This is a genomic window from Pseudomonas sp. PGPPP4 (assembly GCF_002256045.1).
GTDB lineage: Bacteria > Pseudomonadota > Gammaproteobacteria > Pseudomonadales > Pseudomonadaceae > Chryseomonas > Chryseomonas oryzihabitans.
In genome coordinates this window covers 166737-181609 of record NZ_NKID01000005.1, presented here as the reverse complement: position 1 = coordinate 181609, position 14873 = coordinate 166737, and the positions used below count along the sequence as shown (strand labels likewise).

The following is a 14873-nucleotide window of genomic DNA, read 5'->3' as shown; positions in this document are numbered from 1 at the left end:
GGCAAGCTCAAGCGCCGCCGGCCAGATCGAGCACGCCGGGCTGACCGCCGCGGCATTTGCGGATATGCAGCCGCTGCAGCGGCGCCCGGAGTTCCAGGCGCAAGGCCGCCGGCGAGGGATTGTCCAGGGCGGCGGCCGGGCGCAGGGCGAAGGCCAGGGTACGACCGCTCTCGGCGGCGACCTGCAGCCGGCGCAGCTGGCGGTCGTCGGCCCGCTCGGGCCAGCAGAGCACCGCGCCGAAGCAACCGGAGCGCAGGCACTGCTCGGCGGCCCAGAGCACCTCGGCGCCCTGGGCGCGGATCACCATCAGGGCATCCAGCGCCACGCCGGCCGCCTGCCAGGCCAGGGGATAGGGCAACAGCGGCGGCCCGATCAGGGCGATGCGCTCGGCGGCCTGGCTCAGGCGCGCCAGGGTCGGCCAGAGCAGCCGCAACTCGCCATGGCCGGGACCGGCGAGCAACAATTCGGTCAGGGCCGCTTCCGGCCAGCCGGCGCCGGGCAGATGGGCATCCAGGGCGGCGACCCCGGTGGGCTGGCCGCTGCGTCGGGCGTCGGGACTGGTCTGCCCCTTCCACAGGCGCCGCTCCTCGAACAGCCGGGCCAGGCTGGCGCCGCCGCTCATGCCGCCAAACCTGCAGGGGTGTTGTCCATGGCCATCGCCTCTATCTGTATATGCATACAGTATTAGAGGCGATTCGCATCGGGGTCAAGTCGAACCGCTGTCTTTGCGGTTGCAGGGATCGCTCAGATCCAGATCAGCACGCCGACCAGCGCCGCCAGCAACAGCCACTGTTCGAGGTAGTAGCGGAAGCGGTTGCGCTTCTTCAGCGCCTTGCCGCGCTGGCGGATGCGATAGAGGTGCCGGAAGGCGCGATTGAGGCCGCCGGTCTTGTCGCTGGCGTCATTGGGCGAGGCCGCCGAGGCCAGCAGGGTGCCACTGACCCAGCGGTTGAATGCGCTCGCCCAGCGATAGCGCAGCGGCCTTTCCACGTCGCAGAACAGGATGATGCGATCCTGGTCGGTGGTGTTCTCGGCGTAGTGGATGAAGGTTTCGTCGAACACCACCGCCTGGCCATCGCGCCAGTGATAGCGCTGGCCGTCCACCTCGATGAAGCAGCGCGGATCGTTGGGCGTGGCCAGGCCCAGGTGATAGCGCAGGGAGCCGCCATAGGGATCGCGATGGCGCACCAGCCGCGATCCGGGCGGCAACTCGGCGAACATGGCCGCCTTGACCGTGCCGATGCCGCGCAGCAATTCGGTGGTCCTGGGGCACAGCTGCAGGGCGGAAGGATGGCTGTCGCCGTACCACTTCAGATAGAAGCGCTTCCAGCCGCTCTTGAAGAAGGAGTTGAAGCCGGCATCGTTGTGCTCGGCGGATTTCTTGATCTGGCCGGCGCGCAGCAGGTCGAGGGCCTCGTCGCGGATCAGCTGCCAGTTGTCCTGCAGCACCTGCAGTTCGGGAAAGCGCTCCACCGGGTGATAGGGCGCATTGGGCACCCGCGAGGTCAGGAACATGAAGGTGTTCAGCGGCGCCAGAAAGGTCGAATGGTCACTGAGCTGACGCAGGAAGTGATGGCGCACCCGGCCGCGAAAATGCACGTACAAAACACAGAGAAAAAAACCGCCAATCACGAACCACTTCACGCGTCGCTGCCCTGAAAAGAATGTTTCCGGATGTTATACGCCTCACCTCAGGCCGGGCCTAGTCTTTACAGTCTGACGATTAGCTGAACGCCTGGCGTCGAGCGGGGCCGCGGCACTGGGAGCCGTAGCGGGCATCTTGTATCCTGCAGGTGACAATTCGAGTGCCCGGAGGGCCTCATCATGCGTTCGCTGCTCTATGGCCTGCTGCTTGCCAGTGGCGTCGTGGCCGCTCAGGATGTCTACAAGTGCGTGGACGACCAGGGCCGGACGACCTATACCCAGGGCGCCTGCCCGACGAATAGTCAGATCACCACCATTCCGCTGCAGAGCCTGCCCGAGAGCAACGGCTTCACGCCGCCGCCCCGGCCCGCCGCGCCGCCGCCGGCCGCCGCGCCGCGGGAGGTCACCGTGGTACCCGCCCCCGCTGCCAGCCGCCAACGTCCGGTCGACGACGTCACCGTGGTCGGTGGCTCTTCGTCCTCTTCGAGCTTTCGCCAGGAAACCGAGGTGCGCGGCTCCGGCATCATCTATCAGCCGGTGCCGGTCTACATCGACCGCCGCCCGCGCAACGAGACCTGGCACATGGTGCCCCATCCCCAGGCGCAGCAGCCCCAGCCGCCGGCGCCTCCTCCGCCGCCGAACCGGGGCATCCCCATCGATCGCTAGCGCTAGAGCTTGTGCAGGAAGTTGACGACGAACTTGCGCCCCTCGGTGCGGTTCTCGGCGTCCTGCTCGAAGTAGCTGTTGACGGTGATCAGGTTCTCCCGGGAAAAGGCGTAGGTGAAACCCGGCCCCCAGGCCCAGACCTTTTCCCGCCGCCCGCTGACGTCGTGGCCGTCCACCTGGGTGTCGGTGATCTGCCGCAGCCAGTAGCCGCTCAGGCCGACGCTGAGCCGATCGTTCAGCGCGTACTGGGTGGCGAAGTTGGCGTGCAGCGCCTGGCCGGCCTGGGTGTCGGAGACCGCGCCGAAGCTGCGTAGCGGCTGGTCGTTCTTGCCGTTCCACAGGTACCAGAAGCGCCCGGTCACCGACCACTGGGGCGTCAGCCAGTAGGTGGTGGCGTAGTAGGGATTGAAGGACCAGAAGTTGCTGCCCGGATTGATCGCCCGGTCGCGGTCGTAGCGGCCGGTGGGGGCGACGATCTCGGCCTCGAGGCGTTGCGCCCAGCGCGGACCGCCGTCGGGGCGGGTGGTGGTGGGCAGCTGCAGGAAGGCGCCCAGGGTCAGGTCCCCTACCCCTTCGCGGGCGCTCAGCGCCTGGCCGCCGAGGCCGTCATCGACATCGGCGTGGGCCAGCCAGGGCAGGATGGCGGTGAATCCGGGCATGGCGCCATTGGCCAGGGGCTGGCCGACATAGATGATCTGGCTGACCGGGGCGAAGGTGGTCAGCTCCTGCTTGGGCAGGGGCAGCTTGCGGCCGTCCTGGTCGTTGAAGCGGCTGGTCTTGCCGTAGATCAGGTACTCCTCCCAGTACCAGCCGGGACCGTCCGGCGCCGGGGCGCCGTCGTAGAAGCTGGTGGAGCCGAGATTGAGACCGGGCAGGTCGTAGGCCTGGGCCACTGTGGAGGCGAGACTGGCCGCGGCCAGCAGACCGAATCCGAAACGTGTGCGCATGACGTCGTCCTGAAGTTGTTCTTGTCGTGGGAAAACGCGATCGCCGCACCGGCCGGCGCGGCGATCCGGGTCAGACGTAACTGGCGGCGAGACCGCCATCCACCGGCAGGTTGGCGCCGTTGATCCAGCGCGAGGCATCGCTGCAGAGAAAGGCGATCACCGCGGCCACCTCGTCGGCCAGCGCCGGGCGCAGCATGCGCTGGCTGTCGCGGGCGACGCGCTCTTCGCCGAGCATGCTGACGAAGTCGCCGAGGATGGGGGTGAATACCGGACCGGGCGCCACGCAATTCAGGCGCACGCCGAATTCGCGCAGCCAGCTCTGGGACTGCACGAAGCTCCAGACGATGAGCGCCTCCTTGAAGTACTGGTAGCAGGTGGCCTGGTCGACCGGATGACGCTCCAGCCAGGCCTGGGCCGGGGCGAAGTCGGCGATCTGCGCCAGCTCGCGGTGCTGTTCCAGGCGCTCTGGCCATTCGGCGCCGAGGATGGAGGCGACATTGACGATGGCGCCGCCCGGCCCCAGCCGCGCGACCAGTTGCTGGCTGAGCAAGCGCAGGCCGAGGTAGTTGACGCGCGCCACCGTCTCCCGGGGCGCCGTGCCCGGTACCCCGGCGATGTTGCACAGGCCGTGCAGGCGCGCCGGCAGGCGACTGACCAGGGCGGCAATGCTGTCGGGGTCGCCCAGGTCGGCCTGGTGGAAGTCGTCCAGGCTGAACTGGGGCTGGTTGCGGTCGACGCCGATCACGGTGGCGCCCTGGAAGCGCGCCAGCCGCGCCAGCTCGGCGCCGATGCCGGAGGCCACGCCGGTGACGACCAGGGTCTTGCCATTCAGGGTCATGGGATTTTCCTCTTGTTGTTATTGGGGGATGGAACAGGGGCTAGAAGGGATAGCGTGGCGGCTCGTTATGCTCGGTCACCCACTGCCACTGGCTGTAGTCGTCCCAGTTGCACAGGCCACCGACGCTGCCGCCGTTGCCGGACTGGCCACGGCCGCCGAAGGGATTGACCACCTCGTCGTTCACCGTCTGGTCGTTGAGGTGCAGCATTCCGCACTCCAGCCGTTCGCCCATCGCCCGGGCGCGGGCCAGGGAGCCGGAGAGCACGCCGGCCGCCAGGCCGTAGGGGGTGCGATTGGCCAGGTCGACGGCCTCGGCCTCGCTGGCGAAGGTCACCACGCTGGCCACCGGTCCGAAGATCTCTTCGTCGAAGGCGCGCATGCCGGGACGGACGCCGCTCAGTACGGTCGGGGCATAGAACAGCCCTTCGTGCCGGCCGCCCTGCTCCAGCCGGGCACCGGCGGCGAGGCTGTCGGCGACGATGCCCTGTACCCGTTGCAGTTGCCGGGCATTGATCAGCGGACCCAGCTGGGTTGTGGGTTCCAGCGGATCACCGAGGCGCAGGGCGGCGGCGCGGGCGGCCAGGCGTTCGGTGAAGGCGGCGGCGAGGCGCTGGTGCACCAGGATCAACCCGGTGGCCATGCAGATCTGCCCCTGGTGCAAAAAGCTGCCCCAGGCGGCGCAGCCGACGGCGCGGTCGAGATCGGCGTCGTCGAGCACGATCAGCGGATTCTTGCCACCCAGTTCCAGGGCCACCTTCTTCAAGTGGCGCCCGGCGCTTTCCGCCACCTGGCGTCCGGCCTGGGTCGAGCCGGTGAAGGCGATCATCCGCACCTGGGGATGGGCGCAGAGCGCCGCGCCGGCCTCGGCACGCCCGGGCAGCACCTGCAGCACGCCCCGGGGCAGGCCGATGGCCTCGAACAGCCGGGCGATGAGGATGCCGCCACTCACCGGCGTCTGGTGATCCGGCTTGAGCACCACGGCATTGCCGCAGGCCAGCGCCGGGGCCACGGCGCGCAGGGAAAGGATCAGCGGGAAATTGAACGGCGAGATCACCCCCACCACGCCATGGGGCAGGCGCCGGGCATAGGACAGGGCCCCGCGCTCGCTGGGCAGGACCACGCCATGGGCCTGCAGCAACTGACCGGCGACCTGCTGCAGGATGACCCCGGCTTCGCGCAATTCCAGCTCGGCCTTGGGCAGGATGCCACCGGTCTCCCGGGCGATCAGGGGGGCCAGTTCGGCGCGATTCATCTCCAGGTGCGCGGCGGCGGCCAGGAACAGCCCGGCCTTTTGCCGGGCGGTCCAGGCCGCCCAGGCCGGTTGCGCCCGGGCCGCCTTGGCGCAGGCCTGGTCGATGTCGGCGACGCTGGCCAGACCGGTGCGGTGCAGGGGCTGGCCGGTGGCAGGTTCGATGACCTCCAGGGTGCCGCCCTGGGCGGCGATCCAGTCGCCATCGAAGATCCGCTCGCGCCAGGGGGCGCCGTCCAGGAACGGCGTGGATGATCTGCTCATAGCCTTCTCCTTGTTGTTATCGGGCCGCGGTGGGCACAGGCAAGGGAGCAAGGGCTGTGCCCAGACCGGGCTGGCAGGAAAAAGAGTCTTTCAATCAAGAACTTGCTGGCTTGAGCGGATGCAGGCAGCAGGCTCGGTCGGCAAATGCCTTGCTCAAAAGATAAAGTTATGAGGTATAACCTTTTCCTCGATTGCGCATTTGCGCAATTCACCCGAGAGGTCGTGCCATGGCCCGTTCCGAACGTCTGTCCCTCAGCGATCTGCAGCAGGCCGCTACCGGCTTCCAGCGTGGCGACAGTGCCGCCTGGGATGGCAGCGCCAGCCCGACCCAGGCGGAACTGGCCGAGTGCCTGTTCTTCTCCCCCGGTGATGGCCGCATCTGGCTCAACGACCAGCGCATGCTGCTGGTACACGCCTCCGCCTTTGGTGCCCTGCGGCGCGAGCTGATCGGCGCCCTGGGGCAGGAACGCGCCCGCGGCCTGCTGACCCGGGTCGGCTATCTTTCCGGAGTGCGCGATGCCGAGCTGGTGCGCAAGCGCTGGCCGCAGGCCGACGCCGCGGCGATCTTTGCCGCCGGTACCCGGCTGCATGGCCTGGAGGGCCTGGTGCGGGTCGAGCCGCTGCATTTCGAATTCGATGTCGACCAGGGGCGCTATGGCGGCGAATTCCTCTGGCATCACTCGGCCGAATGCGACGAGCACCAGATCGCCCATGGCCAGGGCAGTGATCCGGCCTGCTGGATGGAAATCGGCTATGCCATCGGCTACGTCAGCAGCCTGTTCGGCCGCCTGGTGATCTTTCGCGAAGTGGAATGCCGCGCCATGGGGCATGCCGTCTGCCGGGTCGAAGGCCGCAACGCCGAACGCTGGCCCGACGTGGCGGAAGACCTGCGCTATCTCAATGCGGCCGGCGATGGCGCTCCGGCGCTGACGCCGGCGGAACGCCTGCCCGCGCCCCTGCCCCACGCCGCCGACGGCCAGCAGCCGCTGGTGGGGGCCTCAGCGGCCTTCAACAGCGCGTTTCAGGCGCTGCAGCGGGTCGCCCCGACGCCGGCCACGGTGCTGCTCACCGGCGAATCCGGGGTGGGCAAGGAACTGTTCGCCAGCCACCTGCACCGCCTCAGCCGCCGCGCCGACGGCCCCTTCGTCGCCCTCAACTGCGCGGCCATTCCCGAGAATCTCATCGAAGCCGAATTGTTCGGCGTGGAGCGCGGCGCCTTCACCGGCGCCAACCAGTCCCGCGCCGGACGTTTCGAACGGGCCCAGGGCGGCACCCTGTTCCTCGACGAGATCGCCTGCCTGAGCCTGCCGGGTCAGGGCAAGCTGCTGCGCGCGCTCCAGGAGCGCGAGATCGAGCGGGTCGGCGGCAGCCGCACGCTCAGGGTGGACGTCCGGGTAATCGCCGCCACCAACCTGGACCTGCGCGAGGCGGTACGCCGTGGCGACTTCCGCGAAGACCTCTTCTATCGCCTCAACGTCTATCCCATCGGCATTCCGCCCCTGCGTGACCGGCGCGACGACGTGCCCCTGCTGGTGGATCTGTTCCTGCGGCGCTTCTGCGCCGCCTACGAACGGCCGCCGGTGGGCCTGACCATGCGCGCCCTCAAGGCCCTGCTGCGCTACGACTTTCCCGGCAACGTGCGGGAATTGCAGAATCTGGTGGAACGCGGGGTGATCGCCAGCGATCCGGGCGAACTCATCGACCTGCCCCATCTGTTCCGCGGCGAGCCGCTGCCGGCCGAGCTCGTCGACGAGGCGCCGCCTGCCACCGGCTGGCTGGAGCGCCTGGGCGTGGATGGCGAACGCCCGCTGCCGCTGGCGCAGCTGGAAGCCGAGCTGCTCGACGAAGCCCTGGCGCGCAGCCAGGGCAACATGGCCGCCGCGGCGCGCCTGCTCGGCCTGAGCCGCGCCCAGTTCGCCTATCGCCATCGCCGCGCCCGCCAGGATCTGGACTAGAATGACCCCTCGATACCCTCCCCTCGCCATCTCCGACGGAAGCCCTTCCCGCCGATGAGTTCCCCCGACGACGCCACGCCCCTGGACCCTGCCGCCACCCCCTGGCTGGACACCGCAGTAGGCTATGCCCTGCGCCGCGCCCAGATGAAGATGTTCCAGCATCTGGTGGACAGCCTGGCCGCCTATGACCTGCGCCCCGCCCAGTTCACCGCCCTGGTGATCCTCGAACAGGAGCCCGGCCTGATGCAGGCCGACCTGGCCCGGCGCCTGGCCATCGAGCCGCCACAACTGGTCCTGCTGCTGAACAAGCTGGAACGCCAGGGTCTGGCCGAGCGGGTGCGCGGCACCCAGGATCGCCGCGCCTATGCCCTGCACCTCACCGAGCAGGGCCGCGCCCTGGTCGGCGAACTCAAGGAACGCGCCGCCGCCAGCGACCGCGCCGCCAGCGCCCCGCTGGACGACGCCGAGCGGGCCGAGTTGTTGCGGCTGCTGCGCAAGCTCAATGGGGAGCTGGGCTGACGGTTGCTGGCGGTGTTCTGTGTTGGGCTTCGTTGCGCTCAACCACAACCTACGAAAAGCCAGCCTGCACCAAATGCCCCCTCTCCCTCAGGGAGAGGGAGATCGGCAGCGCCTGAGGCAGCGCCCTGTTGGGCTTCGCTGTGCTCAGCCGCAACCTACGGAAAGCCAACCTGCACCAAACGCCCCCTCTCCCTCAGGGAGAGGGTTGGGGTGAGGGGGACCCCGGCACCTATCGTCACGCCCTGATCAACAGCGGCGCCGTTCCACGGTAGCAGGCGTCCACCCGCTCGGCGCGATGGGTCAGGACGCTGCGCTGGTTGAGCGAGCCCTTGTCGGTGATCTCGCCGCGGTCGGCGGATGGCGGTTCTTCCTGCAGGGCGATCCATTCCAGGCGACTGGCGTTGCCCGAGGCATCCTTATTGAGACGCTTGAGCCAATCGGCGAACCACTGTTGTACCGGGGCGCTGGCCAGCACCGTGGCGGCATCGACGCCGTCGTCCAGCCCGGCCAGTTGCCGGCAGTCCGCCAGGCGCGGGAAGACCAGCAGCCCCAGACACTCGCGATCCGGCGCCGCCACCACCACGTCCTGCACCAGGGGCGTGCCCTCCAGCACTGCACGGTTGCGTAAGGGACCGACGCTGACGAACACCCCGGACGACAGCTTGAAGTCCTCGGCGATGCGGCCGTCGAACATCAGGCCCAGTTGCGGATTGGCTGGATCGACCAGCTTGAGCGCATCGCCCGAGCAGTAGAAGCCTTCCTCGTCAAAGCAGGCGGTGGTCTGGGCGGCATCGCGCCAGTAGCCGGGCATGATGTGCGGACCGCGGAAGCGCCCTTCCAGCTTGCCGTCCACCGGCACCAGCTTGAGTTCGCAGCCCGGCGCCGGCACCCCGACATAGCCGGCCACCGAGAGCGGCCCGGTGGTGAAGGTGCAACTGGGCGAGGCTTCGGTCATGCCCAGGCCGGCCATCATGCGGATGCGCTCGCCGCAATGGGCCTCGGCGATGCGATCCAGGCGATCCCAGACGCTTTGCGAGAGCCCCGCCGCGGCAAAGAAGAACAGTCGCATGCGGGCGAAGAAGCGCTCGCGCAACTCCACGTCGCGCTCCAGGGCGTTGGCCAGCTCTTCCCAGCCGCGCGGCACCGTGAGGTAGGCGGTGGGCGACACCTCGCGCAGGTTGCGCAGGGTCTCGCCGAAGCCCTGGGGCGTCGGCTTGCCCTCGTCCAGGTAGAAGGTGCCGCCGTTGTAGAGCACGATCCCCAGGTTGTGGCTGCCGCCGAAGGTGTGGTTCCAGGGCAGCCAGTCCACCAGCACCGGCGGCTCTTCGCCGAATACCGGAAAGGTCTGCAACAGCATCTGCTGGTTGGCGCAGAGCATGCGCTGGGTGGTGGTCACCGCCTTGGGCAGCTTGGTGGAACCTGAGGTGAAGAGAAACTTGGCGATGCTGTCCGGCCCGGTCGCGGCGAAGGCGCGCTCGGCGGCGGCCAGTTCACCGCGGGCGAGCAGCGCCGCGAAGGCCAGGGTGCGGCGACCCTGCACCTGGCCGCGGGTCGCGATCACCGGCACGTCGGTGGGCAACACGGCGTCCAGGGCCTTCTGGAAGGCCGGGCCATCGCTGACGAACACCAGTCCCGGCTGCAGCAGACCGCAGACATGGCGCAGCTTGGCGTGGTCCTGGGACAGCAGCGCATAGCCGGGCGACACCGGGCAGAAGGGAATGCCGGCATAGAGCGCCGCCAGGGCCAGTTGCAGGTGCTCGGGGTCGTTGCCGGAGAGAATCGCCAGCGGACGCTCGGCGGAGAGACCGAACTCCAGCAGCGCGGCGGCCAGTTGGCGCACCCGCTGCAGCATCTCGCCATAGGAAAATTCACGCCAGGCGCCGCCGGCGTCCCGCGCGGCGAAGAAGGTGCGGTCCGGTGCCACCGCGGCCCAGTGCAGCAGGCGATCCAGCAGCCGCGGCGGTGGTGGGGTCAGGGCTTCCTGGGAGGCCATGTAGAGCAGTCCCCCGCGCTCTTCCACCGTGACCCCTGGGTGGCCCAGGGTCACCGGGCGATAGCGCAGCGGCTGATCGGCGGGCGCGCGGGTTTGCGTGACGTGACTCACCTTGAATTCTCCTCTGGGCTGGCGCCCGGAGGCGCCTCTTATTGTTGTCGCGACAGGAGCTAGGTACGGCGGACGCTAGATGGGGTAGTGGCGCGGCCCCGTCTGCAGCGTCACCCAGCGCAACTGGGTGAAGTGGTCGATGGAGGCGCGCGAACCGAAGCTGCCGTAGCCGCTGGACTTGACGCCGCCAAAGGGCATCTGCGCCTCGTCGTGCACCGTGGGGCCATTGATGTGGCAGATGCCGCTCTCGACCCGCTGGGCCAGCGCCAGGGCGCGGGCGGTGTCGCGGCTGAAGATGGCGGACGAAAGCCCGAATTCGGAATCGTTGGCCAGACGCAGCAGGGCTTCGTCGCCCTCGGCGCGGATCACCACCGCCACCGGACCGAAGGACTCCTCGGCATAGAGCTTCATCTCCGCGGTGACGCCATCCAGCAGGGTCGGCTGGAGGATGCTGCCGTCGAGTCCGCCACCACAGACCAGTCGGGCACCCTTGCCCACGGCATCGTCGATCAGCGCCTTGATACGGGTGCCAGCGCTGGCATCGATCAGCGAGCCCAGCACCGAATCGGGCGCGCTGGGATCACCGGCCTTGAGGGTGCGCACCTTGGCCGCCAGGCGCGCGACGAAGGCATCGGCGATGCGGCTGTCCACCAGCAGGCGCTCGGTGGACATGCAGATCTGGCCCTGGTTGAAGTAGGCGCCGAAGGCGGCCGCGGCGACCGCGGCATCCAGGTCGGCGTCTTCCAGCACCAGCAACGGTGCCTTGCCGCCCAGCTCCAGCACGGCGGGCTTGAGATGGCGCGCCGACAGCTCGCCGACGATGCGGCCGACGCGGGTGGAGCCGGTGAAGTTGACCCGCCGCACCGCCGGGTTGGCGATCAGCCTTTCGACGATGGCCGGGGCATCCTCCGGGGCGTTGGTGACGACGTTGACCACGCCGTCGCCCAGACCGGCGTCCTGCAGCACCTGGCCGATCAGCCGGTGCACGCCCGGACTCTGCTCCGACGCCTTGAGCACCACCGTGTTGCCGCAGGCCAGGGGCATGGCCAGGGCGCGGGTCCCCAGGATCACCGGTGCGTTCCAGGGCGCGATGCCCAGCACCACGCCACAGGGCTGGCGCAGCGCCATGGCGAAGCTCCCGGGGACGTCGGAAGGTATGACCTCGCCCTGGATCTGGGTGGTCATGGCCGCCGCCTCGCGCAGCATGTTGGCGGCCAGGTGCACGTTGAAGCCGTACCAGTTGGCCATGGCGCCAGTCTCCCCGGCGAGGGCGACGAATTCGCCACTGCGCGCGGCCAGGCCATCGGCCGCCGCCAGCAAGCGGCGACGGCGCTCACCGGGCGGCAGCGCCGCCCAGGCGGGAAAGGCGGCCTGGGCCGCAGCCACCGCGGCGTCGGCATCGTCCAGGGTGGCGGCGGCCACCGTGGAGACCACCGCGTCGGTCACCGGATGGCGACGCTGATAGCTGCGACCGTCGCCGGCTGGGCGGCTGGCGCCGCCGATGAGCAGGGATACCTCGACCATGACGCTACCTCTTGTTGTTGTGCGTGGGGCGGTGGCGATCTAGCGCTTGTAGGTCTGCAGACCGGGCTTGATGCTCTTGTCGTCGAGGAACTGCTTCATGCCCTGCTCGCGACCGCCTTCCGGATCCTGCAGCCGCGACTGGTCGAGCTTGGCATAGAGGTAGTCCTCGTTCTGCTCCCAGGTCAGTTCGCGGCAGCGCTTGAAGCCGACCTTGGCGGCGCGCAGCACCACCGGATTCTTGTCCAGCAGCTCGCGGGCCAGGGCGGTGGTCACCTCGCGCAACTGGTCGCGCGGCACGCTCTGGTTGACCAGGCCCATGGCCGCGGCCTCGGGACCGCTGAAGGTCTTGCCGGTCATCACATAGTAGAGGGCGGTGCGATGGCCCACGGTGTCGGCGAGGGCCTTGCTCACCAGGTTGCCCGGCGGGATGCCCCAGTTGATCTCGGACAGGCCGAAGGTGGCCTCGTCGGCGGTGATGGCCAGGTCGCAGGCCACCAGCGGACTGAAGCCGCCGCCAAAGCACCAGCCGTTGACCATGGCGATGGTCGGCTTGGCGTACATGCGTAACAGCTTCCACTGCCACTGGGAGGCCTCGCGGCGAATCTTTTCCTGCAGGATCTCGGGGCCGGCATCGGTCTCGCGGAAGTATTCCTTGAGGTCCATGCCCGCGGTCCAGGCCTCGCCGGCGCCGGTCAGCACCAGCACACCAGCGCTGGCGTCCTGCTCCAGGGTCTCCAGCACCTCGACCATCTCGCGGTTGAGGGTGGGACTCATGGCATTGCGCTTTTCCGGACGATTGAGCGTCACCCAGGCGATACCGTGCTCGATGTCCACTTTGACCGTCTGCCAGCGTCCGTCATAACTGCCCATGGCGTGTGCCTCTTGTTGTTGGGTGGGTATGGAGCTGAAGCTACGCCAGAGAATTAGTTAAGTCAATTAACTATTTTGCCGGGCGTGAACGAGACCGGTGAACGACAGGGGCGTCTGGGCATACAGGATCCAATCCAGCGGCAAAGGGTGCAAGATTCGTAACGCCATTCGTCCTGAGCGCGGCATTCCCAAGGCAAATGCCGTTGACAGAAAAGGTTAACCGCCATAACCATTGGATCCAATAGACAACAACAAGAGGTCTCGTTCATGTACCCGAAGAATGCCTGGTACGTCGCCTGCACCCCCGACGAAGTGCAGGACAAACCCCTGGGCCGCCAGATCTGCGGCGAACCCCTGGTCTTCTATCGTGATGCCAATGGCCAGGTGGTGGCCCTGGAAGACTTCTGCCCGCACCGCGGCGCGCCACTGTCCCTGGGCTTCGTTCGCGACGGCACCCTGGTCTGCGGCTACCACGGCCTGGAGATGGGCTGCGGCGGCAAGACCCTGGGCATGCCGGGGCAGCGGGTCGGCGTCTTTCCCGCGGTACGTCCCTATGCCGCCGTCGAGCGGCACGGCTTCGTCTGGGTCTGGCCGGGCGACCAGGCCAAGGCCGATCCCGCGCTGATCCCCCGCCTGGAATGGGCCGAGAGCCCGGACTGGGCCTATGGTGGCGGCCTCTATCACATCCAGTGCGACTACCGGCTGATGATCGACAATCTCATGGATCTCACCCACGAGACCTATGTCCACGCCTCCAGCATCGGCCAGAAAGAGATCGACGAGGCGCCGCCGGCCACCCGCGTCGAAGGCGACGAGGTCATCACCAGCCGGCACATGGAAAACATCTCCGCCCCGCCCTTCTGGCGCATGGCCCTGCGCGGCAACGGCCTGGCCGATGACGTCCCGGTGGATCGCTGGCAGATCTGCCGCTTCACCCCGCCCAGCCACGTCATGATCGAGGTAGGCGTTGCCCATGCCGGCCATGGCGGCTACGACGCCCCGGCGGCGGTCAAGGCCGCCAGCGTGGTGGTGGACTTCATCACCCCTGAGACCGAGACCTCCATCTGGTACTTCTGGGGCATGGCGCGCAACTTCAAGCCGGACGATGCCGAGCTCACCGCCAGCATCCGCGAGGGCCAGGGCAAGATCTTCGGCGAAGACCTGGAGATGCTCGAACGCCAGCAGCAGAACCTCCTGCGCTATCCCGAGCGCGGCCTGCTCAAGCTCAACATCGACGCCGGCGGCGTGCAGTCGCGGCAGATCATCGACCGCCTGCTGGCCGCCGAACAGGCCGCCACCGGCATCCCGGTCCGGCAGATCGCCTAGGAGACCTCCCATGCTCGACCTGATCGTTACCGCCGTGCAGCGCGAGGCGCCCACCATCCTGGCCTTCGACCTGGCCCGCGCCGACGGCGGCCCCCTGCCCGGCTTCGCCGCCGGCGCCCATCTGGAGATCGCCCTGGGCGACGGCCTGCTGCGCCACTATTCGCTGTGCGCCACGCCCGAACCCGCCCCGACCCGCTATCGCATCGCCGTGCTGCTCGTCCCCGACTCCCGCGGCGGCTCCCAGGCCATGCATCGCCTGCAGGTGGGCGATCGGCTGCAGGTCAGCGAGCCGCGCAATCTGTTCGCCCTGGTGCCGAGCGCGCGCCGCACCCAGCTGCTGGCCGGAGGCATCGGCATCACCCCCCTCCTGGCCATGGCCGAGCAGCTCTATCAGCAGGGCGCGCGTTTCACCCTGCGCTATCTGGTGCGCGACCGCGAACACGCGGCCTTTATCCCCTGGCTCAAGGCGCGACCCTATGCCGAGCAGGTCAGGGTGCATTTCGACCAGCACGATCCGGCGCTGAGACCCAACTTCCAGCACCTGCTCGGCCCGGCGGCGCCGGACGACCACCTCTATGTCTGCGGCCCGGCCGGCTTCATGGCCGCGGTGGTGGACGCCGCCCAAGCCCAGGGCTGGCAACCCGGGCAGATCCACCGCGAATACTTCGCCGCCGATCCGGCCGCCCAGGGCGAGCAGCGCCCTTTCGAGGTGGAACTGGCGCGCAGCGGGCGCCGGGTGCAGGTGCCGGCCGAACGCAGCGTGGTCGAGGTGCTGGCCGATATGGGGGTCGTCCTGCCGGTGTCCTGTGGCCAGGGCCTCTGCGGCACCTGCCTGACCCCGGTGCTGGACGGTGAACCCGAGCACCGCGACCTCTTTCTCTCCGAGGCCGAGCGCGCCGCCAACGACCGCTTCACCCCCTGCTGCTCCCGCGCCAAGGGCGAGCGTCTGGTGCTGGATCTCTGACCA

13 protein-coding genes are annotated in these 14873 nt (G+C 68.6%); 5 read left to right on the top strand and 8 right to left on the bottom strand.

The genetic code is table 11. The annotated features are described in order from the left end of the window. Positions 1-7 precede the first annotated feature (7 nt). Positions 8-622, bottom strand: coding sequence for a translesion DNA synthesis-associated protein ImuA (gene imuA, locus CFE50_RS11535; protein ID WP_286733624.1), 615 nt, complete (start codon positions 620-622; stop codon positions 8-10). A 122-nt stretch (positions 623-744) separates the two neighbouring features. After that, a complete protein-coding gene (gene lpxO / locus CFE50_RS11530) occupies positions 745-1644 on the bottom strand; it encodes a lipid A hydroxylase LpxO (RefSeq protein ID WP_286733623.1) in 900 nt (299 codons plus the stop codon). 180 nt (positions 1645-1824) lie between these two features. Between lpxO and CFE50_RS11525 the strand changes: the two genes are divergently transcribed. Then, positions 1825-2310 carry a DUF4124 domain-containing protein gene (locus CFE50_RS11525; protein WP_286733622.1) on the top strand — a complete coding sequence of 162 codons (486 nt, stop codon included), beginning with the start codon at positions 1825-1827 and terminating at the stop codon, positions 2308-2310. Between the two features lie 2 nt (positions 2311-2312). On the opposite strand, the gene CFE50_RS11520 is transcribed toward CFE50_RS11525, so the two are convergent. The 3 genes from CFE50_RS11520 to CFE50_RS11510 all read right to left on the bottom strand — a co-directional run bounded on the left by CFE50_RS11520 (position 2313) and on the right by CFE50_RS11510 (position 5608). Then, positions 2313-3257: a SphA family protein gene (locus CFE50_RS11520; protein WP_115946136.1), complete on the bottom strand. Its 945-nt coding sequence runs from the start codon at positions 3255-3257 to the stop codon at positions 2313-2315. A 70-nt stretch (positions 3258-3327) separates the two neighbouring features. Continuing rightward, entirely contained in the window at positions 3328-4095 is a 768-nt protein-coding gene (locus tag CFE50_RS11515) for a coniferyl-alcohol dehydrogenase (RefSeq protein ID WP_286733619.1), read from the bottom strand. Positions 4096-4135: 40 nt separating this feature from the next. Next, the gene (locus tag CFE50_RS11510) at positions 4136-5608 is read right to left on the bottom strand and encodes a benzaldehyde dehydrogenase (RefSeq protein ID WP_115946134.1); all 1473 of its coding nucleotides are present in this window, start codon (positions 5606-5608) and stop codon (positions 4136-4138) included. Positions 5609-5835: 227 nt separating this feature from the next. Here CFE50_RS11510 and CFE50_RS11505 point away from each other — a divergent pair, with 227 nt between their 5' ends. After that, on the top strand, positions 5836-7563 hold the full coding sequence (locus tag CFE50_RS11505; protein ID WP_042135613.1) for a sigma-54-dependent Fis family transcriptional regulator: 1728 nt from the start codon (positions 5836-5838) through the stop codon (positions 7561-7563). A gap of 54 nt (positions 7564-7617) precedes the next feature. Continuing rightward, positions 7618-8082: a MarR family winged helix-turn-helix transcriptional regulator gene (locus CFE50_RS11500; RefSeq protein WP_027602773.1), complete on the top strand. Its 465-nt coding sequence runs from the start codon at positions 7618-7620 to the stop codon at positions 8080-8082. A 235-nt stretch (positions 8083-8317) separates the two neighbouring features. On the opposite strand, the gene CFE50_RS11495 is transcribed toward CFE50_RS11500, so the two are convergent. The 3 genes from CFE50_RS11495 to CFE50_RS11485 form a co-directional block, all read right to left on the bottom strand. Next, positions 8318-10186, bottom strand: coding sequence for a feruloyl-CoA synthase (locus CFE50_RS11495; protein ID WP_286733615.1), 1869 nt, complete (start codon positions 10184-10186; stop codon positions 8318-8320). Between the two features lie 75 nt (positions 10187-10261). After that, the gene (locus CFE50_RS11490) at positions 10262-11710 is read right to left on the bottom strand and encodes an aldehyde dehydrogenase (protein WP_286733613.1); all 1449 of its coding nucleotides are present in this window, start codon (positions 11708-11710) and stop codon (positions 10262-10264) included. A 39-nt stretch (positions 11711-11749) separates the two neighbouring features. Beyond that, positions 11750-12580, bottom strand: coding sequence for a p-hydroxycinnamoyl CoA hydratase/lyase (locus CFE50_RS11485; RefSeq protein WP_241809792.1), 831 nt, complete (start codon positions 12578-12580; stop codon positions 11750-11752). A gap of 267 nt (positions 12581-12847) precedes the next feature. Here CFE50_RS11485 and CFE50_RS11480 point away from each other — a divergent pair, with 267 nt between their 5' ends. Together CFE50_RS11480 and CFE50_RS11475 are read left to right on the top strand one after the other, a co-directional pair. Continuing rightward, the gene (locus CFE50_RS11480) at positions 12848-13906 is read left to right on the top strand and encodes an aromatic ring-hydroxylating dioxygenase subunit alpha (RefSeq protein WP_286733610.1); all 1059 of its coding nucleotides are present in this window, start codon (positions 12848-12850) and stop codon (positions 13904-13906) included. A gap of 10 nt (positions 13907-13916) precedes the next feature. Beyond that, complete coding sequence (locus CFE50_RS11475) at positions 13917-14870, top strand: PDR/VanB family oxidoreductase (RefSeq protein ID WP_286733607.1); 954 nt, start codon at positions 13917-13919, stop codon at positions 14868-14870. Positions 14871-14873: the final 3 nt, after the last annotated feature.

Excerpts from the sequence above, each read along its gene's own strand:
- CFE50_RS11525 (WP_286733622.1), top strand. The coding sequence starts at position 1,825 with ATGCGTTCGCTGCTCTATGGCCTGCTGCTTGCCAGTGGCGTCGTGGCC.
- CFE50_RS11480 (WP_286733610.1), top strand. The coding sequence starts at position 12,848 with ATGTACCCGAAGAATGCCTGGTACGTCGCCTGCACCCCCGACGAAGTG.
- CFE50_RS11485 (WP_241809792.1), bottom strand. The coding sequence starts at position 12,580 with ATGGGCAGTTATGACGGACGCTGGCAGACGGTCAAAGTGGACATCGAG.
- imuA (WP_286733624.1), bottom strand. The coding sequence starts at position 622 with ATGAGCGGCGGCGCCAGCCTGGCCCGGCTGTTCGAGGAGCGGCGCCTG.
- CFE50_RS11520 (WP_115946136.1), bottom strand. The coding sequence starts at position 3,257 with ATGCGCACACGTTTCGGATTCGGTCTGCTGGCCGCGGCCAGTCTCGCC.
- CFE50_RS11490 (WP_286733613.1), bottom strand. The coding sequence starts at position 11,710 with ATGGTCGAGGTATCCCTGCTCATCGGCGGCGCCAGCCGCCCAGCCGGC.
- CFE50_RS11505 (WP_042135613.1), top strand. The coding sequence starts at position 5,836 with ATGGCCCGTTCCGAACGTCTGTCCCTCAGCGATCTGCAGCAGGCCGCT.
- CFE50_RS11510 (WP_115946134.1), bottom strand. The coding sequence starts at position 5,608 with ATGAGCAGATCATCCACGCCGTTCCTGGACGGCGCCCCCTGGCGCGAG.
- CFE50_RS11500 (WP_027602773.1), top strand. The coding sequence starts at position 7,618 with ATGAGTTCCCCCGACGACGCCACGCCCCTGGACCCTGCCGCCACCCCC.
- CFE50_RS11515 (WP_286733619.1), bottom strand. The coding sequence starts at position 4,095 with ATGACCCTGAATGGCAAGACCCTGGTCGTCACCGGCGTGGCCTCCGGC.
- CFE50_RS11475 (WP_286733607.1), top strand. The coding sequence starts at position 13,917 with ATGCTCGACCTGATCGTTACCGCCGTGCAGCGCGAGGCGCCCACCATC.